This window comes from Micromonospora sp. NPDC048894 (assembly GCF_040649765.1).
GTDB lineage: Bacteria > Actinomycetota > Actinomycetes > Mycobacteriales > Micromonosporaceae > Micromonospora > Micromonospora antibiotica.
The window spans coordinates 239,177-262,513 of record NZ_JBEZFY010000004.1; the positions used below are offsets into that span (position 1 = coordinate 239,177).

The 23,337-nt window shown below is 70.7% G+C and carries 16 protein-coding genes; 5 read left to right on the top strand and 11 right to left on the bottom strand.

The genetic code is table 11. The features are described 5' to 3' along the window. Positions 1-28: 28 nt before the first annotated feature. Together AB0C22_RS10755 and AB0C22_RS10760 are read left to right on the top strand one after the other, a co-directional pair. Positions 29-904 (top strand): FAD:protein FMN transferase, encoded by an 876-nt coding sequence (locus tag AB0C22_RS10755; protein ID WP_219468113.1) that lies wholly within the window; start codon positions 29-31, stop codon positions 902-904. A 356-nt stretch (positions 905-1,260) separates the two neighbouring features. After that, entirely contained in the window at positions 1,261-1,617 is a 357-nt protein-coding gene (locus AB0C22_RS10760) for a hypothetical protein (RefSeq protein ID WP_219468109.1), read from the top strand. Between the two features lie 127 nt (positions 1,618-1,744). Here the strand turns inward: AB0C22_RS10760 and serA are convergent, their stop codons facing one another. From serA to AB0C22_RS10785, 5 genes are all read right to left on the bottom strand, one after another. Next, positions 1,745-3,343: a phosphoglycerate dehydrogenase gene (serA, locus tag AB0C22_RS10765; protein ID WP_208567276.1), complete on the bottom strand. Its 1,599-nt coding sequence runs from the start codon at positions 3,341-3,343 to the stop codon at positions 1,745-1,747. Positions 3,344-4,167: 824 nt separating this feature from the next. Continuing rightward, positions 4,168-5,181: a ketol-acid reductoisomerase gene (ilvC, locus tag AB0C22_RS10770; RefSeq protein WP_219468105.1), complete on the bottom strand. Its 1,014-nt coding sequence runs from the start codon at positions 5,179-5,181 to the stop codon at positions 4,168-4,170. A gap of 70 nt (positions 5,182-5,251) precedes the next feature. Then, positions 5,252-5,767, bottom strand: a complete 516-nt coding sequence (gene ilvN / locus AB0C22_RS10775) for an acetolactate synthase small subunit (protein WP_208567278.1) — start codon at positions 5,765-5,767, stop codon at positions 5,252-5,254. A 66-nt stretch (positions 5,768-5,833) separates the two neighbouring features. Beyond that, on the bottom strand, positions 5,834-7,720 hold the full coding sequence (locus AB0C22_RS10780; protein ID WP_219468102.1) for an acetolactate synthase large subunit: 1,887 nt from the start codon (positions 7,718-7,720) through the stop codon (positions 5,834-5,836). Positions 7,721-7,959: 239 nt separating this feature from the next. Further along, positions 7,960-10,371 (bottom strand): bifunctional diguanylate cyclase/phosphodiesterase, encoded by a 2,412-nt coding sequence (locus AB0C22_RS10785; protein WP_357534646.1) that lies wholly within the window; start codon positions 10,369-10,371, stop codon positions 7,960-7,962. 110 nt (positions 10,372-10,481) lie between these two features. Between AB0C22_RS10785 and ilvD the strand changes: the two genes are divergently transcribed. Beyond that, entirely contained in the window at positions 10,482-12,329 is a 1,848-nt protein-coding gene (gene ilvD, locus AB0C22_RS10790) for a dihydroxy-acid dehydratase (protein ID WP_357534648.1), read from the top strand. Positions 12,330-12,521: 192 nt separating this feature from the next. Here ilvD and AB0C22_RS10795 read toward each other — a convergent pair whose 3' ends face one another. Together AB0C22_RS10795 and AB0C22_RS10800 are read right to left on the bottom strand one after the other, a co-directional pair. Then, complete coding sequence (locus tag AB0C22_RS10795; RefSeq protein ID WP_357534650.1) at positions 12,522-14,453, bottom strand: hypothetical protein; 1,932 nt, start codon at positions 14,451-14,453, stop codon at positions 12,522-12,524. Then, positions 14,450-14,701, bottom strand: a complete 252-nt coding sequence (locus AB0C22_RS10800) for a hypothetical protein (RefSeq protein WP_219468089.1) — start codon at positions 14,699-14,701, stop codon at positions 14,450-14,452. The genes AB0C22_RS10795 and AB0C22_RS10800 overlap by 4 nt, the downstream gene beginning before the upstream one ends. A 263-nt stretch (positions 14,702-14,964) precedes the next feature. Here AB0C22_RS10800 and AB0C22_RS10805 point away from each other — a divergent pair, with 263 nt between their 5' ends. Together AB0C22_RS10805 and AB0C22_RS10810 are read left to right on the top strand one after the other, a co-directional pair. Continuing rightward, on the top strand, positions 14,965-15,849 hold the full coding sequence (locus AB0C22_RS10805; protein ID WP_357534652.1) for a helix-turn-helix transcriptional regulator: 885 nt from the start codon (positions 14,965-14,967) through the stop codon (positions 15,847-15,849). Continuing rightward, positions 15,842-16,036 (top strand): DUF397 domain-containing protein, encoded by a 195-nt coding sequence (locus AB0C22_RS10810; RefSeq protein ID WP_219468084.1) that lies wholly within the window; start codon positions 15,842-15,844, stop codon positions 16,034-16,036. Before AB0C22_RS10805 ends, AB0C22_RS10810 begins: the two co-directional genes overlap by 8 nt. Before the next feature lie 177 nt (positions 16,037-16,213). Here AB0C22_RS10810 and AB0C22_RS10815 read toward each other — a convergent pair whose 3' ends face one another. From AB0C22_RS10815 to AB0C22_RS10830, 4 genes are read right to left on the bottom strand one after another with little or no spacing between them, the layout of a single operon-like run. Continuing rightward, complete coding sequence (locus AB0C22_RS10815) at positions 16,214-19,144, bottom strand: type I restriction endonuclease subunit R (protein WP_357534655.1); 2,931 nt, start codon at positions 19,142-19,144, stop codon at positions 16,214-16,216. Next, on the bottom strand, positions 19,141-20,313 hold the full coding sequence (locus tag AB0C22_RS10820; RefSeq protein WP_219468078.1) for a restriction endonuclease subunit S: 1,173 nt from the start codon (positions 20,311-20,313) through the stop codon (positions 19,141-19,143). Before AB0C22_RS10820 ends, AB0C22_RS10815 begins: the two co-directional genes overlap by 4 nt. Further along, positions 20,310-21,803: a class I SAM-dependent DNA methyltransferase gene (locus tag AB0C22_RS10825; RefSeq protein WP_357534657.1), complete on the bottom strand. Its 1,494-nt coding sequence runs from the start codon at positions 21,801-21,803 to the stop codon at positions 20,310-20,312. Before AB0C22_RS10825 ends, AB0C22_RS10820 begins: the two co-directional genes overlap by 4 nt. After that, entirely contained in the window at positions 21,800-23,302 is a 1,503-nt protein-coding gene (locus AB0C22_RS10830; RefSeq protein WP_357534659.1) for a class I SAM-dependent DNA methyltransferase, read from the bottom strand. The genes AB0C22_RS10825 and AB0C22_RS10830 overlap by 4 nt, the downstream gene beginning before the upstream one ends. Between the last annotated feature and the right edge of the window lie 35 nt (positions 23,303-23,337).

Sequence of the window (23,337 nt, forward strand, 5' to 3'; positions counted from 1 at the left end):
GCGGCACCGTCGGTGAAGGAGCAGTGTGATGCGGACCGAGCAGCAGCGGGGGCCAGGCCGACTGGACGAGCAACCGCGCACCCGCTGGGTGGACCAGGCGACATTCTCCCGCCGCCGCCCCGACCTGCGCCTGGGCACCCGCAGCCACCGCCTCGACCGGGCCGGTGAAGCGTCCGGCGGCCGGATCGCCGTGCAGCACGCCGTCCGGACCGGCACCGCCGAATACTCGCTCCTGCTCAACGCCCCCGAGGACCTGGGCCGGCGGGTGGTCGGTGACGCGCTGCGCGACGCCGTCGCCGAGCTACGGGCCATCGACCTCACCTACGGGCCGAACCGGCCGGAGAGCCTGGTCTCCCGGCTGCGGCGCGGCGAGATCAGCCCCGAGTCGTACCCGCCGCTGACCGACCTGGTGGACCGCTGTGCGGCCATGCGGGCCGCCACCGACGGCTGGTTCGACGCCTGGGCCGTGCCCGGCGGCTTCGACCCCGGCGGCCTGCTCAACGGTTGGGCGGTGGAGCGGGCCGCGGCCCGGTTACGCGCCGCCGGCATCACCGACTACGCGGTGCTCTCCGGCGCCGACCTGACGGTACGCGGCCACGCCGCGCACGGCGGCCCGTGGCGGGTGGCGGTGCACCACCCGACCGACGGTCGACGGGCCCCGCTGGTGCTGGAGATGACGGCCGGCGCGGTGGGCACCTCCGGGGTGACCGGCCGGCAGGGGCACGTCGTCGACCCGCACACCGGTGAGTCGGCCCGGCAGTTGGTCGCCGCGACCGTCGTCGGGCCGGACCTCGCCGTCGCCGACGCCTACGCGACCGCGTTGTACGCGGCCGGGCCGGTGGGGCTGGCGTGGTTCCGCACCGACTCGGCATATCAGGCTCTCTTCGCCCACCGGCGCCGCTGAGCGGTGCCGCGGCGCGTCGGCCGACCTGTGGAGGGGGTCCATGGGGTGGCGCGGTCGACGGGCCGGCGATCGGCCCCCACGGTCTCGGCAACGACCGTGGGGGCCGGTCAGCGACGAGTGCGCGTGGCTCGCGCATTCGAGGGGTGCAGGCCGGCCGGCCGGACGTTCGGCCTCGTCACCCGAAGACGGGTCGACGTCCAACGCTGCCGGTGACCGCTCCGATACGCTAGCGAATCGACGCAACTCGACGCAAGAGTCTCCACAGCGGACCGTGTCCTCCGGACACTCGAACCACCTGCGGGAATCACGGCGGGTCAGTGTCGCCCGCAGGAGCGCGTGATGGCACGCTGTCCGCCGTGAGTTTCGATCTGAGCGTGTGGGCCCTCCACGACGGGGCCACGCCCGAGGACGTCCGGGCGGCGGTGCGGCGGTGCCGCGAAGGGCAGCACGGCGAGCGGTATCCGGACCCCCGGGTGGTGGGCTTCTACCGGGCCCTCACCGCGTCCTACCCCGACCGGCCCGCCCACCAGGGCACCCCGTGGGAGGTCTCGCCGTTGCACGCGGCGTCCGACCATGTGGCGTTGCACCTCGTCCCGACCTGCGACGACCAGGTGCTGCTCGACATCGAGCGGTTGGCCGGCGAGTACGACCTGATGCTCTTCGACCCGCAGGACGGCTCGGTCTACCCGCCACCCTCCCGCGTCACCCGCTGACCCGACGCCCGCTCCTGCCGCGACCCGGCGCACCCGCACCGGCTCGATCCCGCGCGGCAGTCCGTCGGGTGTGGACGGCGCAGGGCCCGGCCGGGTGGCCGGGCCCTGCGCCTGCGTGCGGGTGCGACTACTCGTCGCGCAGGTCCGCCGCGCTGGCGGCGGTCGCGCCGATCGAGTCGGCCGCGGAGGTGAGCAGGTCCGCGCCGAGCGCCTGGTCGACGGTGAGGGTCATCAGGGTCTCACCGCCGGCCTCCCGGCGGGCCACCTGCATCGCGGCGATGTTGATGCCGGCCTCACCGAGCAGCGTGCCGACGGTGCCGACCACGCCCGGCCGGTCGGCGTAGCGCAGGAAGAGCAGGATGCCCTCGGCGCCGATCTCCACGTCGAACCCGTCGACCTCGGTCAGCTTGAGGACGTCCCGGGCACCGGCGTGGGCGACCGTGCCGGAGACGCTGACCGTACGGCCGTCGGGCAGCGCACCCCGGATGGTGACCAGGTTCGGGTGGTCCGCCGTCTCGGCCTGGGTGACCAGGGCCACCTCGACGCCCCGCTCGGCGGCCAGGTGCGGCGCGTTGACGTAGGTGACCTGCTCCTCGACCACCGAGCTGAACAGCCCCTTGGTGGCGGCGAGCTTGAGCACCGACACGTCGTGGTTGACGATCTCGCCGCGCACCTCGACGGTGACGCTGGCGGCCACCCCGCCGGCCACGGCGGTGAACGCCCGGCCCAGCTTCTCGGCCAGCGGCAGCAGCGGCCGGACGTCCTCGGCGACGACGCCACCGGCCTGCACGTTCACCGCGTCCGGCACGAACTCGCCCTGCAACGCCAGCTTGACGCTCTTGGCCACGGCCAGGCCGGCCTTGTCCTGCGCCTCGTGGGTGGACGCGCCCAGGTGCGGGGTGGCCACCACGTTGTCGAAGGCGAACAGCGGGGACGAGGTGCACGGCTCCTTGGCGTACACGTCGACGCCGGCGCCGGCGACCCGACCCTCGGCGATCGCGTCGGCCAGGGCCTGCTCGTCGACCAGGCCACCCCGGGCGGCGTTGACGATCCGGACGCCCGGCTTGACGATCGCCAGCTCCTTCTCGCCGATCAGGCCGACCGTCTCCGGGGTCTTGGGCAGGTGGATCGAGATGAAGTCGGCCTCCCGCAGCAGCTCCTCCAGCCCCACCAGGCGGACGCCGAGCTGGGCGGCGCGGGCCGGCTGGATGTAGGGGTCGTACGCGATCAGCCGGGTGCCGAAGGCGGCGATGCGGGACGCGAAGAGCACGCCGATGCGGCCGAGGCCGACCACGCCGACGGTCTTGCCCTGCAACTCGACGCCGGTGTACTTCGACCGCTTCCACTCGCCGGCCTTGAGCGCGGCGCTGGCGCTCGCGGTGTTACGTGCGACGGCGAGCAGCAACGCGACGGCCTGCTCGGCGGCGGAGACGATGTTGGAGGTGGGAGCGTTGACGACCATGACGCCCCGCGCGGTGGCGGCCGGAACCTCGACGTTGTCCAGCCCGACGCCGGCCCGGGCGACCACCTTCAGGCGCGGCGCGGCGGAGATCGCCTCGGCGTCGATCTGCGTGGCACTGCGCACGATCACCGCGTCGGCCTCGGCCAGCGCGGAGAGCAGGGCCGGGCGGTCGGTGCCGTCGACGTGGCGCACGTCGAAGTCGTGCGCGAGCACCTCGATGGCGGCGGGGGCGAGTTCTTCGGCGATCAGTACGACAGGATTCATCGGTCCTCGTAGACGTCGTATTTTAGGTCGGCCGGGGCGACCGGGCGCCGCGATGCGCCCTGCGCCGATCCGTGCCATGGCCGTCAGGTGCCGGTCACGCACCTCACCAAGGATCGTAGGGGGCACCCCGGTCGGCATGTCCCGGTCTGCGGGGTGAGGGCCCTCACACAGCGTTGTCGCACGCCTGTCATCCCCCGTTCATCCGGCCCGGAGCGCGTAATGCCGCCCGATTCGGCCCGATGAGGCGTCGCTCACCCCATCCCGCCAGGTGAACCCGGCACTACACACGGCGCACGGCGGCGCGGGCGACGTCACCCGGGCGGCACGCGTCGGTGGCGGGGTGGCAACGACGGTCGCGGCGGCAGCAACGACAGTGGTGGTGGCGGCGGCGGTGGCGGCGGCGGTGGCGGCGGCGGCCACTCGACTCTGTTTACCCAGAAAGCGTTATGACTGGGCGGCATAAATATGCCACCCAGTCATAACGCTTCACTCGACAACATAGCCAGCCTGCGACACACCCGGCGGAGTCGACGGCCCCCAGCGGCCCCACCGCAAGTTCGACGCCGTCGAAGGCTCAGCCCACCGGAAACCCCGCACCGTCGGAGCCTCAGCCACGGCACCTCAGCCCACCGGCCGCTCAGCCCACCGGCCGCTCAGCGCCGCTGGAGGCCCTGGCCGCACCGGCCGGATCGGCGACCGGGACGACCCCAGCCGGCCGGCCCGCCGGGGACGGCCAGAGACGGCCAGCGACACCCGGGACCACCCGGAGACCGCCCGGGGACCACCCGGAGACCGGACGATCCCCGGTGCGGGGCGGGTGCGGGTCAGGCGGTCTCGGTGAGCGGGCGGTCCACCCAGCTCATCATCGAACGCAGCTTCTGCCCGGTCTCCTCGATCGGGTGCGCCGCGCCCTCGGCACGCCACTTGGCGAAGTTCGGCCGGCCGGCCTCGTCCTCGGCCACCCACTCGCGGGCGAACTCGCCGGACTGGATCTCGCCGAGGATCTTGCGCATCTCCTCCTTGACCCGGGAGTCGACCACACGCGGGCCCCGGGAGAGGTCGCCGTACTCGGCGGTGTCGGAGATGCTGTAGCGCATCCTGGCGATGCCGCCCTCGTACATGAGGTCGACGATGAGCTTCAGCTCGTGCAGGCACTCGAAGTAGGCCACCTCGGGGGCGTAGCCGGCCTCGGTGAGCACCTCGAAACCGGTCTGCACCAGGGCCGCCGCGCCGCCGCAGAGGACCGCCTGCTCGCCGAAGAGGTCGGTCTCGGTCTCCTCGGTGAAGGTGGTCTTGATGGCGCCGGCCCGGGTGCCGCCGATGCCCTTGGCGTACGCCAGGGCGAGCGGGAAGGCGTTGCCGCTGGCGTCCTGCTCGACGGCGACCAGGCAGGGCACGCCCTTGCCGTCGACGTACTGGCGGCGGACCAGGTGGCCGGGGCCCTTCGGGGCGACCATCGCCACGTCCACGTCGGCCGGCGGGGTGATCAGGCCGTAGCGGATGTTGAAGCCGTGACCGAAGAAGACGGCCTTGCCGGGGGCGAGGTTGGGGGCGATCGACTCGGCGTAGATGGACCGCTGGGCGGTGTCCGGCGCCAGAATCATGATCACGTCGGCCTCGGCCGACGCCTCGGCCGGGGTGAGCACCCGCAGGCCCTGCTCCTCGGCCTTGGGCCGGCTCTTGGAGCCCGCCGGCAGGCCGATCACCACGTCGACACCGGAGTCGCGCAGCGACAACGCGTGGGCGTGGCCCTGGCTGCCGTACCCGATCACGGCGACCTTGCGGCCCTGGATCAGGCCCAGGTCGGCGTCGTCGTCGTAGTACACCTCAACGCTCATTGACTTCCCTTTCGTACGGCGGTCTCGTCGGACCGTCGTGGACTGTGTGCGGTGGCGGGTGGGCGCGCGGTCAGGCCGCGCGCAACGAGGGGCCGGCGGTGATCGACCGCGAGCCGCGCCCGATCGCCACCGTGCCCGACTGGACCATCTCCTTGATCCCGAACGGCTCCAGGTCGCGCAGCAGCGCGTCGAGCTTGTCGGGGGTGCCGGTGGCCTCGACGGTGAGGGTGTCCGGTGCCACGTCGACCACCCGGGCCCGGAACAGGGCAACCGTCTCCAGCACCTGCGCGCGGGCCGCGCGGTCCGCGCGCACCTTGACCAGCAGCAGTTCCCGGGCCACCGAGACCTGCGGGTCCAACTCGACGATCTTGAGTACGTTGACCAGCTTGTTGAGCTGCTTGGTGACCTGCTCCAGCGGCGACGAGTCGGCGTTGACCACGATGGTGATCCGGGAGACGTCGGGGTTCTCGGTCTCACCGACGGCCAGGCTGTCGATGTTGAACCCGCGCCGGGAGAACAGGCCGGAGACCCGGGCCAGGACACCGGGCTTGTTCTCCACCAGCACGGACAGGGTGTGCAGGGTCATGCCGCCGTCTCGCTTCGCTCGGTCGGGCCGTGCCACCGCACGGTCCCGGGGATTCGGGCACTCATCTCAGATGTCGTCCTCGTCGAACGCCGGGCGGACACCCCGGGCGAACATGATCTCGTCGTTGCTGGTGCCGGCGGCGACCATCGGCCAGACCATCGCGTCCTTGCCGACCGTGAAGTCGATGACCACCGGGGCGTCGGTGATCGCCATCGCCGCCTCGATCGTCTTGTCGACGTCGGCGGCGTTCTCGCAGCGTAGGCCGATGCAGCCGAGCGCCTCGGCCAGCTTGACGAAATCCGGGATGCGGTGCTTGTGGGTGCCCAGCTCCGTGTTGGAGTAGCGCCCCTCGTAGAACAGGGTCTGCCACTGCCGGACCATGCCCAGGTTGCCGTTGTTGATCACGGCGATCTTGACCGGGATGCCCTCCAGGGCACAGGTGGCCAGCTCCTGGTTGGTCATCTGGAAGCAGCCGTCGCCGTCCACCGCCCAGACCACCGTGTCCGGCCGGCCGACCTTGGCGCCCATCGCCGCCGGGACGGCGTACCCCATGGTGCCGAGGCCGCCGGAGTTGAGCCAGGTGCCCGGCTTCTCGTACGAGATGAACTGGCTGGCCCACATCTGGTGCTGGCCGACCCCCGCCACGTAGATCGCGTCCGGACCGGCGATCTCGCCCAGCCGCTTGATCACGTACTGCGGGGACAGGGTGCCGTCGGCGGGCTCGTCGTAGCCCAGCGGGTAACGCTCGCGCAGGTCGTCGAGCTGGTGCCACCAGTCGCCGAGGTCGGTGCGGCGGCCGGCCTTCTGGTCGGTCGTCACCGCCGCGATCAGCTCCTCGATGACGTGCTTGGCGTCGCCCACGATCGGGACGTCGGCGTGCCGGTTCTTGCCGATCTCGGCCGGGTCGATGTCGGCGTGCACCACCGTCGCGTCCGGGGCGAACGAGTCGAGCTGGCCGGTCACCCGGTCGTCGAACCGGGCCCCCAGCGCCACGATCAGGTCGGCCTTCTGCAGGCCGTAGACCGCGGCGACGGTGCCGTGCATGCCGGGCATCCCCAGGTGCTGGCGGTGCGAGTCGGGGAACGCGCCCAACGCCATCAGCGTGGTCACCACCGGGATGCCGGTCAGCTCGGCGAGCTGGCGCAGCGCCTCGGTCGCGCCGGCCTTGAGCACCCCGCCGCCGACGTAGAGCACCGGCCGGCGGGCGCCGCTCATCAGCCGGGCCGCCTCGCGGATCTGCTTGCCGTGCGGGTGCAGGGTCGGCCGGTAACCGGGCAGGTCCAGCGTCGGCGGCCAGGAGAAGGTCGTCGCCGCCTGGAGGACGTCCTTGGGGATGTCCACCAGCACCGGCCCCGGACGCCCGGTGGCGGCCAGGTGGAACGCCTCGGCGAGGACCTGCGGGATCTCCTCGGCGGTCTGCACCAGGAAGTTGTGCTTGGTGATCGGCAGGGTGATGCCCTGGATGTCCGCCTCCTGGAAGGCGTCGGTGCCGATCGACGGCCGGGCCACCTGGCCGGTGATCGCGACGATCGGGACGGAGTCCATGTAGGCGTCGGCGATCGGGGTGACCAGGTTCGTCGCGCCCGGCCCGGAGGTGGCGATGCAGACGCCGACCCGGCCGGTGGCCTGCGCGTAGCCGGTGGCGGCGTGCCCGGCGCCCTGCTCGTGCCGGACCAGGATGTGCCGCACCGACGAGTCGTAGAGCGGGTCGTAGGCGGGCAGGATCGCGCCGCCGGGGATGCCGAAGACGACGTCGACGCCGAGGGCCTCCAGCGACCGCACCAGTGAACCGGCGCCGGAGACCGGGACCGGCCCGGACGGCCGTACGGCCGGGGTGGCCGCGGCGGCGGTGCCTCGCGGCGTGGTGGTGGGGTCGGCGTCGCCGGCCGGCTCGGTGACGGTGCGGGCCCGCCGGGCGGAGTGGGCGAGGGTCTCTGGCGTGGGTCTCGTCATGGCGGTTCAGGCCTTCGGCTGGAGTTGGGTGGAGCTGCTACGGCAGGTGCGACAGGGGCGACTACGCGCCCCGGTGGTTCCGACGGCAATAAAAACGGCCCTCGTGCAGATGCACGGGGCCAGCGCACTCTCGACAGCAGGAGAGTGCGCTCAGGTAAGTACTCGCAGCGACCGGTTCGACGACATGGGCCAAGCCTGACGCATCTCACGCGATGAGTCAACTGATCCCACATGTTGGTTCACGAACGGGGGACGCCGTCCCCGGTGGGGGTCTCGTCAACCGGCCCGGCCTGCGCGGACTCCTCGTACGCGGGGCGTGGTGCGGGCACCGGCGGCGTCGCCGGTGGGTGGGATCGCAGCCGGGGCAGCAGCGGCGAGGGGGTGGGTCGACGCGGGGCGGGCGGCGGGGCCGGCGGGGCCGACGCGGGGCGGGCCCCCGGCGAGGTGGCCGCCTCCAGCATCGCCTCCAGGTGCTCGGCCGGCACCCCCCAGCCGAAGAGCGCCCCCTGGCCGAACCGGCACCCGGCGGCGACCACCGCGGCCAGCTCCGTCGGGGTGGTGACCCCCTCGGCGATCACCTCCATGCCCAGCTGGTGGCCCAGCCGCATGACGATGTCGACCATCGGGGCGAAGGCCGGCCCGTCCCGCCCCACCGGGCGGACCGGCTCGTGTTCGGCGACCAGACTGTGGTCGATCTTGAGGATGTCGATCGGCAACCGGCGTAGCTGCCCCAGCGACGAGTAGCCCGCCCCGAAGTCGTCCAGCGCGATGCGTACCCCGGTCAGCCGCAGCGCGGTCAGCCGACGGATCAGCTCGTCGAGGTCGGTGGCGACGGCGTGCTCGGTGACCTCCAGCACCAGTCGCTGCGGCGGTACGTGGTGGGCGCGCAGCGCCTCGGCGACCTGCACCACGTACTCCGGGGCGTGCAGCTCGCGCGGGGAGACGTTGACCGAGACCCAGACGTCGTGGCCGTCGGCGAGCCACCGGGACAGCTGCCAGCACGCCTGGTGCAGCACCCAGGCTCCCAGCTTGGCGATCATCCCGCACTCCTCGGCCAGCGGGATGAACTCGTCCGGCCGGATGTTGCCCAGCTCGGGGTGGTGCCAGCGCAGCAGGGCCTCGGCGCCCACCGGCCGGACCGAGGGCAGCGAGGCCACCGGCTGGAAGGCCAGCCGCAACTCGTCGCGCTCGATCGCGCCGCGCATCTCGTGCTCCAGCCGGGTTCGCCGGGTCAGCAGCCGGTCGTAGCTGCCGTCGTAGCGCTCGATGCGGTTCTTGCCGCGTTGCTTGGCGTAGCGCAGGGCCAGGTCGGCGTGGCGCAGCAGGCCGACCACGTCCGGGTCGCCGCCCTGGCCGGCCACCCCGATGCTGACCGAGAGGAAGACCGCCCCGCCCGCCTGGTCGTACGGCCGGCCGAGGACCCCCAGCAACCGCTCGGCCACCACGTCCGCGTCGGCCGGGCGGCCCCGCATCAGCACCGCGAACTCGTCCCCACCGAGCCGGGCGGCCAGGTCACCGGGGCGCAGGTTGCTCCGCAGCCGCCGCCCCACCTCGGCGAGCACCATGTCGCCGACGTCGTGGCCGCGCATGTCGTTGACGTTCTTGAAACCGTCCAGGTCGAGCCCGAGCAGCACGCAGTCGCCCCCCTCGGCGGCGCAGCGCTGCATCTCCCGCAGCAGGCCACGCCGGTTGGCGAGGGTGGTCAGCGGGTCGGTGTGGGCCAGTTCACGAAAATGCGCCTCCCGTTCGGCCAGCCGGCCGGCATAGCGGCGCACGTCGTTGAGGGTGAGGTACTGCCGGGTGACCAGCGCGAACCCCTCCAGGCTGCCGGCGACGATGCCCAGCGCGTCGAACCGGCCCCCCTGCATCAGGTGGTACATCGCCGAGCCGGCCATCGCGACCATCGGGATGAAGGCGTACTCCCCGTCGCGGCGGATCAGGTCGATGTCGACCTGGCCGGGGGCGTCGACCCGGTGCACGGCGAACGCCCCGGCGAGCAGGCCCACGGCGAGCAGCGCCATCCCGGTCACCGCCATCGCCGAGCCGCCCTGGCAGACCCCGGCGGCCACCACGAGACCACCGGTGGCGGTCGCGGTGATGCCGGTGCCGAGCACGGCCAGGCGGGTCCGGGGGCCGTCGGCGCGGGCCACCACCATGCCGGTGAGGCCGGCGGTGATCGCCGCGGTCACCGAGGCGAGCAGGATCGCCGGGCAGGCGCTCGGCGTTGCCGGCCCGAGCAGGCGGGTCGGCTCCGACAGGAGCACCCAGCCGACGAACCAGATCGAGGTGGCCACGACCAGCCCGTCGAGCAGCAGCCGGGCGGCGGCGGCCCGGGCCACCATCGCGCCGGGCAGCCGGAGCAGCCCGGCGCAGAACGCCAGCCCGGTCAGCGCGGTGCCGCCGGCGATCACCGACGCCCAGCCCGGGTGCCGCCCGCGCTGGTGCGCCCCGTGCTCGGTCGCGCCGAGCAGCGCGACGCCGCCGGCGACCAGGGTGGCCAGGGCGACGGCGGCGGCCAGGGCGAACAGCAGGTGGGCCTGGCGGTGCGGCCCGCCGCGACGCCGGGCCGAATCGGCCAGCAGTGCGGTGGCGGCGGCGGCCAGCAGGCCACTCAACACCGCCACGGCGACCATGCCCGGGGGTAAACGCACGACCACAACTGTGCCGGATCGGCGTCGGCCACGGGGTACCGGGTGTGCAACTGTTGGGACACGGCGCGCGCGGTGGTTGCCGCCCGCCGGACGGTGCAAGACTGGTACCCATGCCTGAGCTGCGGTCGAGGACCTCCACCCACGGTCGGACGATGGCCGGCGCCCGGGCCCTCTGGCGGGCCACCGGGATGACCGACGACGACTTCGGTAAGCCGATCGTCGCCATCGCGAACAGTTTCACCCAGTTCGTCCCCGGCCACGTACACCTCAAGGACATGGGTGGCCTGGTCGCGGACGCGGTGGCCGAGGCCGGCGGGGTGGGGCGCGAGTTCAACACCATCGCCGTGGACGACGGCATCGCCATGGGCCACGGCGGGATGCTCTACTCGCTGCCCAGCCGGGAGCTGATCGCCGACGCGGTCGAATACATGGTCAACGCGCACTGCGCCGACGCCCTGGTCTGCATCTCCAACTGCGACAAGATCACCCCGGGGATGCTGCTGGCCGCGCTGCGGCTCAACATCCCGACGGTCTTCGTCTCCGGCGGCCCGATGGAAGCCGGCAAGACGGTCGCGATCGAGGGCGTGGTGCACTCCAAGATCGACCTGATCGACGCCATGATCGCCTCCTCCAACGAGGCCGTCACCGACGACCAGCTCGGCGAGATCGAGCGCTCCGCCTGCCCGACCTGCGGCTCCTGCTCCGGCATGTTCACCGCCAACTCGATGAACTGCCTCACCGAGGCGATCGGCCTGGCCCTGCCCGGCAACGGCTCGACGCTGGCCACCCACGCCGCACGCCGGTCGCTCTTCGTCGAGGCCGGCCGCACCGTCGTCGACATCGCCAAGCGGTGGTACGACCACGACGACGCCTCCGTGCTGCCCCGCAACGTCGCCAACCGCAAGGCGTTCGACAACGCGGTCGCCCTCGACGTGGCGATGGGCGGATCGACCAACACGATCCTGCACCTGCTCGCCGCCGCCCGTGAGGCCGAACTCGACTTCACCGTCGCCGACATCGACGCCGTCTCCCGCCGGGTGCCCTGCCTGGCCAAGGTCGCCCCGAACTCGCCGAACTACCACATGGAGGACGTGCACCGGGCGGGCGGCATCCCGGCCATCCTCGGTGAGCTGGACCGCGCCGGCCTGCTGCACCGCGACGTGCACGCCGTGCACTCCCCCTCGCTGGCCCAGTGGCTCACCGACTGGGACGTCCGGAGCGGCTCCCCCACCCCGGAGGCGGTCGAGCTGTTCCACGCCGCGCCCGGCGGGGTGCGCACCGTCGAGCCGTTCTCCACCACCAACCGCTGGTCCACCCTGGACACCGACGCCGCGCAGGGGTGCGTGCGGGACCGGGCGCACGCCTACAGCGCCGACGGTGGGCTGGCCATCCTGCACGGCAACCTCGCGCCCGACGGCTGCGTGGTCAAGACCGCCGGGGTGCCCGACGAGTGCCTGACCTTCCGGGGCCCGGCCAAGGTCTACGAGTCGCAGGACGACGCGGTCGCGGCGATCCTCGCCAAGGAGATCGTCGCCGGGGACGTCGTGGTGATCCGCTACGAGGGCCCCAAGGGCGGGCCCGGCATGCAGGAGATGCTCTACCCCACCTCGTTCCTCAAGGGGCGCGGGCTGGGCCGGTCGTGTGCGCTGCTCACCGACGGCCGGTTCTCCGGCGGCACCTCCGGGCTGTCCATCGGGCACGCCTCCCCCGAGGCGGCCTCCGGTGGGCTGATCGCGCTTGTCGAGCCCGGCGACGAGATCGTCATCGACATCCCGGCCCGGTCGATCGCGCTGAACGTGCCTGACGACGTGCTGGAGGCCCGCCGGGTGGCGCAGGAGAAGCGGGACCGGCCCTACACCCCGCTCGACCGGCAACGCCCGGTGTCCGCCGCCCTGCGCGCGTACGCCTCGATGGCGACCTCGGCCAGCGACGGCGCGTACCGCCGCGTCCCGGAGTGACCGGCCGGGCGGCTTGATCGTCTCCACGTCAGCGATGTAGCGGTATCCGACGACCGGGACACCGCTACATCGCCACCGATGAGTGGATCAACCGCCGGTCGCGCACGGCCTGCTGGGCAGGCAGCGGCGCGGCGGCGGCCCGGTCGGCTCCGACTCCCTCCGGCACGCGTCGAACATATGTTCTCCGGCAGGTCACGTCAATCGGGGAACGCGCAGGTCGTCGTCCTCGGCGATCAGGCAGGGGCCGTCGTCGTCATGACCATGGACGGTGCGGCCGGCCCGGGTGAAGCGGACGCTGAGCGGGCGGCCGTGATGCCGGGCGGCCAGCCGCCGCAGCCCCGGCACCGGGTCGGGCGGCAGCGGACGGGACGTTGACCGGGGCACCGGGACCGGCGTCCGGGGGTCGGCCGGCACGGTCTGCGGGAGGGTGACGTCGAGACATTCCAGGCAGTGCGCCACGGCCGCCGCGAGGCTGGGGCGGTCGGGCAGGTCGTCGGGGCGTACCGGGGTGGCCGGCGGGCGCAGGTCGACCGACCAGAGCACCCCGTGCGTCCGCAGCGGCGCGACCGGGTGCCGTCGCAGGTCCAGCACGTTCACGAGCAGGGCCAGGTCCAGACCGTAGGCGAGCCGGAGCAGCTCGGCCAGCGGCGGCGCGTCGGGGCGTACGGCGGTGATCAGCAGGCGAGCGGCGGGCAGTGCCGGGCCGACGGAGGCCACCTGCTCCCCTACCGGGTCCGCGCCGGCCCAGGGCAGGGCGACGTAGCCGTCGCGCACGTCCGGCGGGAGGGCGTGGCCGCCGTCGGCCTCGGCGAGATCCTCCGGGCGTACGCCGAACACGGTCGCCCAGGCACCCAGCCGGTAGCGGTCGGGGAGCCGGACAACCGACCGGCCGCCCGGCCTCACGCTGGCCGTCGACACGGGTTCCGGTGTGCCGGCCCGCCACGCGAGGTGGACCACCCGGCACCGTAGGTCGGTCAGGGTGATCAGGGCGGCCCGGTGCACCCGGCCGGTGCCGGCGCAGGTGGCGCAGGGCAGCACCGATGCCACCGGGCGGCGGGCGGGGCGGCAGGTCGGGCAGGGCCGTGACGGCACCGGCTCGCCGAGCCACGGCGGGTCCGGTGGTTCGGCGGCCCGGTGCAGCGGCGTCCCACCACGGTGCGCGCCGTCGGGACGACGCGTCCGGTCGCTGCTCGCGCCGTCGGGCCGGGGTGTCGTGCCACGGCCCGGGCCGTCGGGCTGCTGCGGCCGGTCGCGGCGCAGGCCGGTGGGCCTGCCGACCGGGTCGTCGTGCGCCGGGGCGTCGGGGCGCAGTGCGGTGTGCCACCAGCGGCCGTCCCGCCACACGGCCTGCGCGCCGGGCGGCCGGCCGCCGCCCACTCGGCCCGCGCAGTCGGCGCGCACCCGCCGGGCGACCCGCGCCACGCTGATGGTCGCCGCCGGGGCCGACGCCCGCAGCGGGTCGGGGCGGAGCAGCCGCGCGGGGGCGTGCCGGCCGCGCTCGCCGAGCCCGGTCAGCGCGTCGGCCACGTCGGTGCCGGCCAGGGCCGCCGTCAGGTCGGCGTAGCCCGGCTCCGGTGGCAGGCCGGGCACCGGGGAGCCGGGCACCTCGTACCGGACGGCCCAGCGCAGGGTGTCGCCGTACCGGCGGGCCTCCACGACCAGGTCGAGCAGGAGCAGGTCGGCCAGCGCGCAGAGCCGGACCAGCCGCTGTGCCGGGTCGACCGGGGGCGGGGCAGTCGACCGGCCCACCCACACCCGCCACCCCGGCCGGGCCGCCCCGGCGAGGGCCCGCGCCGCAAGCTCCTGCCGCTCGGCCGCCGGCAGGTCGGGCCGCCAGCCCGTCGGCACCGGTACGACCACCGGGTCCACGGTGACGGCGACGCCGGCCTCGGCTGCCAGGTCGCGTACCCGGGAGGTCAGGTCGACCGCCCAGCCGCCCGCCGCCTGTGGACGGGGTTCGAGGCCGGCGGGCAGCACCTCGTGGGAGGCGACCGCGCCGGTGTCGAGGTTGGCCACGGTCAGCACGAGCTGGGCCCGCCGCCGACCCCGCCACCCGCAGCGGTGGCAGCCGACCGGGGCGGTGCCGTCGCAGTCCGGGCAGGCCACGGTGGGTGCGCCGGTCACCGGGGCGGCCGGGCCGTGCAGGGCCCGTCGTGGTCGACGCGGCGCACGCAGCGCGGCCCGCCGGGCAGCGGCAGGTCGCAGAAGACCCGATGGCGTACGCCCTGTTCGTCCTCGGCCGAGACGGTCGCCTCACCGGCGTCCACCTGCGACAGGAACGTCACCGACCGGGCCAGCGCCGCCGCGAACCGGTGGGCGGCGGGCAGGTCGGCGGCGGTGAACGGCAGGTGCGCCACCCAGCGCCCGCTCACCGGCGTGCCGCCAGGTGGGTGCCGGTGGGGCGGACCTGATGGGGAATCACGCGCACGGCGCACCTCCTCGACGACCATTCGATGCGGCAATTAGTGGGCCGTGGAAATTCCACGACCATCGCCTTTGACAACGCCATCTTGTAAGGTCGGAGGCGCTATCTCAATGAATGTCCCCGCACACTGTTCCGCTAATCTCCGGCAACATTCGGTGTTTCAGTATGGAGCGTCGGGATGTTGCAAAATGCAACGGACAAGGAGGCCGGATGGCCGAGGACATGGGATCGACGGTGCCCCGTCGCCGACTCGGCAGGGCGCTGCGTGACCTGCGCACCGAGGCCGGGATCACGCTGGACGCCGCCGCCGAGGCGCTGGAGTGCAGCCGGCAGAAGGTGTGGCGCATCGAGAGCGGGCTCGGCTCGGCGCGCAGCATCGACGTGCGGGCCATGTGCGAGCTGTACCGGGCGAAGAACGAGCTGACCCGGGCGCTGATCGCACTGGCCGGTGAGACGAGGGCGAAGGGCTGGTGGCACGCGTACGGCGACGCCATTCCCGACTGGTTCGAGCTGTACGTCGGCCTCGAATCCGCCGCGTCGAGGCTACGCTTCTACAAGAACAGTCTCGTGCCGGGCATTCTGCAAAGCCGGGACTATGCGCTGGGCATCTATCGGATCGACCAGCCGGAGATGAGCCAGGAAGATCGGGAGCTGGCGGTCGAGCTGCGGTCGCAGCGGCAATCGCTGCTCACCCGCCGTCTGCCGAAGGCCCCGCAGGTCGAGGTCGTGCTCTGCGAGTCCGTGCTGCTCCGCCCGGTCGACAGCTCGGCCACGATGGCGGACCAACTCCGGAGGCTGCTTCAGCTCAGCGAGCAACCCAACATCTCGATCCGCGTCATGCCCCTGATCGCCGGCCCCCACCACGGCACGGTTGCTGGCGAGTTCGTCCTGCTCGACTTCCCGCTCGGAAACCGGAGCACCCCAGATCCATCGGTGGTCTACAGCGAGGCCATCACCGGCGCTCTCTACCTCGACCGACCAGGTGAGTTCGCCGCCTATGAGAAGGTCTGGTCGAGCCTGCTAACTCTTACCCTCGATGAGGAACAATCGAGGCAACTGATCAACAAGATCATCGGGGAGGTCCACCATGGTTGATCTGAGCGGTGCGCGCTGGCGCAAGAGCACCCGCAGCGCAGGAAACGGCGGCGAGTGCGTCGAGGTCGCCGACAACCTGCCCGGCATCGTCGCCGTACGCGACAGCAAGGACCCGGCGGGGCCGGTGCTCACCTTCACCCCAGCCGCCTGGACTTCTTTCACCCACACCACCAAGCGAAACGTGTGACCCCGGCCGGTTGATCCACTCCATGGCGGCGATGTAGCGGTATCCCACAATCAGGACACCGCTATGTCGCCGCCAACGAGTCGATCAATCAGCCACGAGCGATCCCGAGACCGGCAGCAACGGCCCGTGCGCGAGTCAAGGTGACTGCCAGGGTGCCCGCACACCCGTGAACCGCCGTCAGTAGTACTCGCGGATGTAGCCGAGGGCCCGCTCGTACACGTCGGGGTCACGGATCTTGAATTTGATGTAGAGCGTCTTGCGGAGGGCCTGCTGGACCAGGCGGTCGCCGTCGCGGGTGTCCTGCCAGCCCGTGAAGCGCACCGCCCGCACGACCTCGTCGACCTCGGCGACGATCCGTTCGGCGATGATCGGGGTTCCGTTGCCCCTGAGGGACTGGAACAGCTCCGTCAGGGCCGCCTTGCCCTGCTCCTCGCGGGGGACCTCGGCGGCTTCCTTCTCTGCGGCCACGGTGTCCTTGGCCAGGAGGAACAGCTCCTTGAGAAACTCCAGGCTGGCCTGCTGGGAGTGCGCGTACTTCTCCCGCAGTGCCGTGAGCCGCTTGCCGAGTTCGATGAAGACAGGATTACCCAGGTGCCTGGCGATGCGGGCGGTAATCCACTTTTCGACCTCGATGGGGTCGACGTCCGTTGGCCGGCCCGACATCAGGTCCTCGATCACCTGGGCGTCCAGGACGATCGTGTCGAGGTCGGTGCGGGGCACCTCCACGGTGACGTGCGCGTTGATGAGTTCCAGGGTTTTCGCGCCGAGGGTGTGCCATACCAGCCGGCCGGCGACGTCCGCCGGCCGCACCGACTCGTAGACGTCGGTGAGCCACCGGTAGTCGGCCTGGTGGGTCGAGAGGACCGGGTCGGGGCTGAGGGTCTCCCAGAGTTGGGCGACGACGCTGAATGCCTGGCCGAAGGCGTCGCGGGCCGCGTCGCCGCTGATCGCGGTCTGCGCGGCGATGAGCCCCTCGTAGCCGCCCACGGTCCGGTCGACGCCGGGAAAGAAGGCCAGCGCGGCCTGGATGGCCGGGCCGAGCTGACCGCGCAGCACGTCGATGTTGCTGATGACCTGCTGGACGCTCTTCTCGTCGAAGGCGAACGCCTTGGCGACGTCGTCGAAGATGCCCAGGTAGTCGACGATCAGACCGTGTGTCTTGGCCGGCGGGTAGACCCGGTTGGTGCGGGTGATCGCCTGGAGCAGGTTGTGCTCCTTGAGCGGCTTGTCGACGTACTGCGCGTAGAGGATCGGCGCGTCGAACCCGGTGAGCAGCTTGGCAGTCACGATGATGATCTTCAGCGGGTCGGCCGGGTCGTTGAACCGGGCGGTGATCCGCTCCAACTCGACCCGGTCGGGGGTGTATTCCTTCCATCCCTTCGGGTCCCGCGCGCTGTGGCTCATGACGACGGTGCAGGCGTCGGGGCCGAGGAGCTTGTCGAGTTCCGCCTTGTAGGCGACGCAGGTCGGCTTGTCGTAGACCACCACCTGAGCCTTGAAGCCCTGCGGCTCGACCTTCGCCCGGAAGTGCCCGGCGATGTCGGCGGCAATCCGGCGAACCCGCCCGTCGGCCTTGATCAGCGACTCCAACGAGGCGGCCCGCCGTGACAGCGTGCTCTTGTCGGCCTCGGTCAGCCCATGCTGCTCGGCCAGCTCGGCGAACGCGGCGTCGATCGCCGCCGCGTCGAGGTGGATCTCCGACAGGCGCGGCTCGAAGTGCAGCGGCAGCGTCGCCCCGTCCCGGATCGAATCCTGGAACGAGTACCGCGACAGGTAGCCACCGTCGTCCAAAGTGGACCCAAACCACATGAAAGTGTTGCGGTCGCGCCTGTTGATGGGAGTGCCGGTCAGACCGAACAGGAACGCGTTCGGCAGGGCCTCGCGCATCTTGCGGCCATAGTCGCCCTCCTGGGAACGGTGGGCCTCGTCGACCATGACGATGATGTTGTCGCGGTCGTCCAGCACCCCGGGTGCCTCGCCGAACTTGTGCACCGTGGTGATGATGACCTTGCGCGCGCCCGTACCGAGGAGGGCTTGCAGCTCACGGCGACTGTCGGTGGAGACCAGGTTCGGCACGTCCGAGGCGTTGAACGTGCCGGTGATCTGGGTGTCCAGGTCGATCCGGTCGACCACGATGATCACCGTGGGGTTCGTCAGCCCGGCCGTGGCACGCAGCTTCTGCGCGGTGAACACCATGAGCAGCGACTTGCCCGAACCCTGGAAGTGCCAGATCAGGCCCTGCTTGATCTCGCCGGTCAGCACCCGCGCCACGATGAGGTTCGTCGCCTGGAACTGCTGGAAGCGGGCAATGATCTTGATCTTGCGATGCTTCTTGTCCGTGGCAAAGACCGTGAAGAAGCGCAGGAAGTCCAGCACCGCCGCTGGTGACAGCACGCCCGCGACGGCCGCGCGCACCGCCGCCAGGCCGCTCGGCGTCGGGGCGTCATCGGCGGTCTCCTCGCGCCACGGGCCCCACAGGTCGACCGTCATGCCGACCGAGCCGTAGCGGAAGCCCTTGCCCTCGGTGGCGAAGTTGAACACGTTCGGCACGAAGAAGGCTGGGACGTTGACCTCGTAGTCCTCGTTGATCTGCGCCGCCGCGTCGATCCACGTGTACGCCGGCCGGACCGGGGACTTCGCCTCACCCACGACCAACGGGAAGCCGTTGCACCACAGCACCAGGTCGAAACGGCGCTCCACCCGCCCGACCTTGTACGTCACCTCCGTGGAGATCATCCACTGGTTGGCGCTCGGCTCCGGGTTGTCGAAGTCGATGAGCCGGATCGTGACGTGCTCCCCCGACGGGCCGAACGGCATCGACTTCTGCCCGGTCAGCCACGCGGCGAACTCCTCGTTCGCCACCACCGGATTCGGCGTACGCCGGGCAGCCAGGATGATCGCCCGCAGGTGATGGATGACCTCGTCCGCCCGTCGGGGGTCGGCCTCGATCGCCGGGTTCAACCGCCGCAGCGCCTCCGTGACCGGCCCCTCCAGCAACACCTCGTCCACCCGACGCGGCAGATCCTTGCCAGCCACGAACTGAACGGCGGTGCAGGCGACAACATCCCGCACCAAGTCCCGCACCGTATTTGCCTCGGTGAAGGTCACCGCTCACCTCCGAAGATCGCCCGGCTGAGAGTCGCATAAAGCGCGCCAGCGGCAGAGACATGCCTCACCGCCGCATCCCGCTGCTCACTGAGGGTCTCGATTCGATCGACAATCTTGCGCTGTTCCGCCAGATTGGGCAGCGGCAGGGTGACCAACTTGAGCTTGCTCGCGCTGATATTCGCCTGCTGAACACCTTTTGAAATATGCATCCGAATGCGCTTCTGGCCGAGCCTCGAATTAATGAAATAGTTGAGGAATCTCGAATCCAGAACACTTGGATCGGGCCGAAGTCTCACCAAATACGATGCGAAAACGAAATCGCCATCCAACCCAAAAAGACCCGACCGCCCAACGTGCTCAAAGCTGTTCGTCCGATTGAATAGCACGTCACCCTTGGCAACGCGATAGGCGGCGAGTTCGGCATCACCAAGCTCGCAGTACTTGAGATCACGACCCACCACCACACCCGCATCCAGATTCGTCATGCGGAGCATGGGATAGGTGCCATTTTCGGCAGCCCGCACGGATAGTCCATACTGACATATCCCAAGGACTTCAGAGATGCGACGCTGAGGGAAGACTGGCTCTGCGAGAAGTGCATCAACTACTTCTTCTGCGACTCGGCCAACAGTCGAGACCACACGAGTCGCCGCACGGCGGTCACGCTCAACACTCCAGAGGAGTTCGGCGAGACGCCCCTGCTCGTCAAGCGGCGGAAGTTCGAAATCGTAACGCGCAATGTCAGACCAGTTGAGGTATGGATTCACAGACCCCTTCGACTCACGAACAGCGAAAGCATGAAACGCATCCGATTTCATCACGAAGGGCAGAAAACTCTGCAAAAGCTGGCCGGAGTCCCTAGTCTCAACGACAAATGTCGTGTTGGCGGTAATGCCGCTAAAATCAGCGACCGCCACTTTGCGCAGGTAAGCCCTACGGGAACCATAGAGCACCTGACCCGGATGGAACCGCCGATGGAAGGCAGGCCCGAGGTATCCGTCGCCCACTTGACCCCAACGGTGGATCTTCAGGTCGTCCGTATCCATGTGCTCGCCAGCAACGTACCGATCAACGACGCCCGAGCCAGGATCCACCTTTTCCCTCGAAGGTGCCGCAACGTCCCCCAAGGCGACACGCCCCCAACTACTCTTGTCAAGGCTGAGCGTCACCGAGACAGCTCCTTTCGCACGAAGGCGAGCACACCGTCAATCGCGATGTCGGCATCGGTAGCCGCAGCTAGCCACAGGGTTGCCGCTGCGGGAACGCTCATCTGACCAGCCTCATCAGCGGCAGCGTCAGCTGCTACATGGAGCGGAATCGCTAGACTGTACTGCTGATTGGCGATCTCGTCGAGGGTAGCGACGGCAGCGAATCCGTCATCATCGGCGAACGCCTCGTATGCCGCCAGGATCCTCTTCTGGTGATGCTCACGCAGGAACGACTGTGCCTGCTCGCGGGCGACCTCGTTGACCGCGTTGATGAAGAGAACTTTGCCGCGTTGCTCGGCGGACTTACTGGCGCGCAGCGTGACCACCACGGCCTCCATGGGCGAGTTGTAGAACAGCCCGGCTCCGAGTCCGATGACGGCTTCCAGCAGGTCGGACCGCACCAACTTCTCGCGCAGAGCCGCCTCTTCCCGGCGGAACAGCACGCCGTGCGGGAAGAGGATCGCGGCGCGGCCGGTCCTCTGGTCGAGGCTGGCGGCGATGTGCTGGAAGAAGGCATAGTCGGCGCGGCCCTGCGGCGGAACGCCCCACATGTTTCGGCCGTACGGGTCGTTGGTGAACGCGGTGCGGTTCCACGCCTTGATGGAGTACGGGGGGTTGGCCAGCACCACGTCGAAGGTTCTCAGTTGACCGCCGCGATCGAGGAAGGCGGGCCTGGTGAGCGTGTCGCCGTGCGCGACGTGGCCGTCGGCGATGCCGTGCAGGAACAGGTTCATCCGGGCGATGGCCGACGTGCCGTAGTTGAGTTCCTGCCCGTACAGGCGCAGGTTGCGCCACTCCTTGCCCTGGCGGCGCAGCTCGGCGGCGGTGGAGATGAGCATGCCACCGGTGCCGCAGGTCGGGTCGTAGACCGACTCCCCCGGCTCGGGCCTGAGCATCATCGTCATCAGGTGGACGAGGGTGCGGTTGGTGTAGAACTCCTGCGCGGTGTGGCCGGAGTCGTCGGCGAACTTCTTGATGAGGTACTCGTACCCCTGACCGAGTTCGTCCTCGGGCAGGTTGGCCACCGTGAGCGTCTTGGTGGAGAAGTGCTCGACGAGCTGCTTGATGGTCGCGTCGGGGAGCAGATTCTTGTTGCCCCAGTCGCCGTCGCCGAAGACACCGGCCAGGGTGTCCGGGTTGGCCGACTCGATCGCCCGCATGGCGGTGAGGATCGCCGTGCCCACGTCGCTCGCGACCTTGCGGACGTCCTGCCAGTGGGCACCGTCGGGGATGGCGAAACGGTGGTTCTCCGGCAGGTCGGCCAACTCGTCGTCACCGTAGACCTTCAGCGCGGCTGCATGCTCCTCGTCGTAGACGTCGGAGAGCCGCTTGAGGAAGACCAGCGGGAAGATGTACTGCTTGTAGTCGCCGGCATCGATGAGGCCGCGCAGCACGACGGCTGCGCCCCACAGGTACGACTCCAGTTCGCGCTGGGTGATGCGGGCGTTCACGCCGTCACCTCCGCCGGGGCGAGGCCCCACCGGGCGAGTTCGGCTTCCAACGCGGCGCGGGTCTCCCGGGCAGCGGCGTGGGCCGCTTCGAGGTCGGTCAGGGCCTGCTCCAGGGTCGGCTGGTCGCCCCCGTCGGCCGGGGCGACGTACAGCGGGATGTTGAGGTTGAAGCCGTGCCCCCGGATGTCGTCGAGCGTGGCGACCGCCGCCAGGCCGGGCGCCTCGGCGAACTCCCGGCAGGCGCGCAGCAGGGCGTCGGCGTGCTCGGGTTCGAGGGTGTTCTGGTTACGGCCGCGCTTGAACAGCGTCTCGCCGTTGACGAACAGCACCCTGCCTTTGCGCTCGTCGGCCTTGCGGCGGCGCAGGATGAGCACGCAGGCGGCGAGGCCGGTGCCATAGAAGAGATTCGGTGCGAGACCGATCACGGCCTCGACCAGGTCCGCCTTCAAGACGAACTCACGGATGCGCCCCTCGGCACCCTGGCGGAACAACGCGCCCTGCGGCAGCACGACGGCGACCCGACCGGTCCCGGGCGATGCCGAGTCGATCATGTGCTGGACCCAGGCCCAGTCGGCATAACCCTTGGGCGGTACTCCCCCCAGGCGGTTGCGGCCCCACGGGTCGGTGCCCCAGGCCACGTCGCCCCAGTTCTTGAGGGAGAACGGCGGGTTGGCGATGACACAGTCGAACTGGGCGAGGCGCGAGCCGTCGTAGAAGGCCGGCGACCGGAGGGTGTCCTCCTGGGCGATCTTGAAGTCCTCGACGCCGTGCAGGAGCAGGTTCATCTTGGCGAGGCCGGAGGTGGCGAGCACCTTCTCCTGGCCGAACAGCCTGCCCCAGAGGGTCTGCGGCCGACCGCCCTGGCGCTTCACGTGCTCGATGACCTCGATGAGCATGCCGCCCGTGCCGCACGCCGGGTCGTAGACCGTCTCACCCTCCTGCGGATCCAGGATGTCGACGAGCAGCTTCACCACCGGGCGCGGGGTGTAGTACTCACCGGCCTTCTTGTTGGACTGGTCCGCGAACCGCTTGATGAGATATTCGTACGCCTGCCCGAACACATCCGGTGCGACGACCGCATTGCTCAACGTCCTGGTCGAGAAGTGCTCGATGAGGTCACGCAGCTTGGCGTCGGGCAGCTTGTCCTTGTTCGTCCAGGCAGCGCTGCCGAAGATGCCGTACAGCACGTCCGGGTTGGCCTTCTCGATCGCCCGGAAGGCGGTCACCAGGGCCTGCCCCACATTCTGGGTGCGGGCACGCACGTCCTCCCACAGGCTGCCCTCCGGAATGCCGAAACGGTGGTTCTCGGCGAACGACGCGTACTCGTGGTCACCGTCCGACTCCGCGAGCGCCCGCTCATACTCCTCGGTGTAGGCGTCGCTGATCCGCTTGAAGAACACCAGCGGGAAGATGTACGCCTTGAAGTCCGCCTGGTCGATGCTGCCGCGCAGCAGATCAGCAGCCCTGGCCAGATATTGCTCCAGCTCAGACAGGCTCAACGGGACGGCCAGTGTGTCCCGGGCGGACGCGGGGG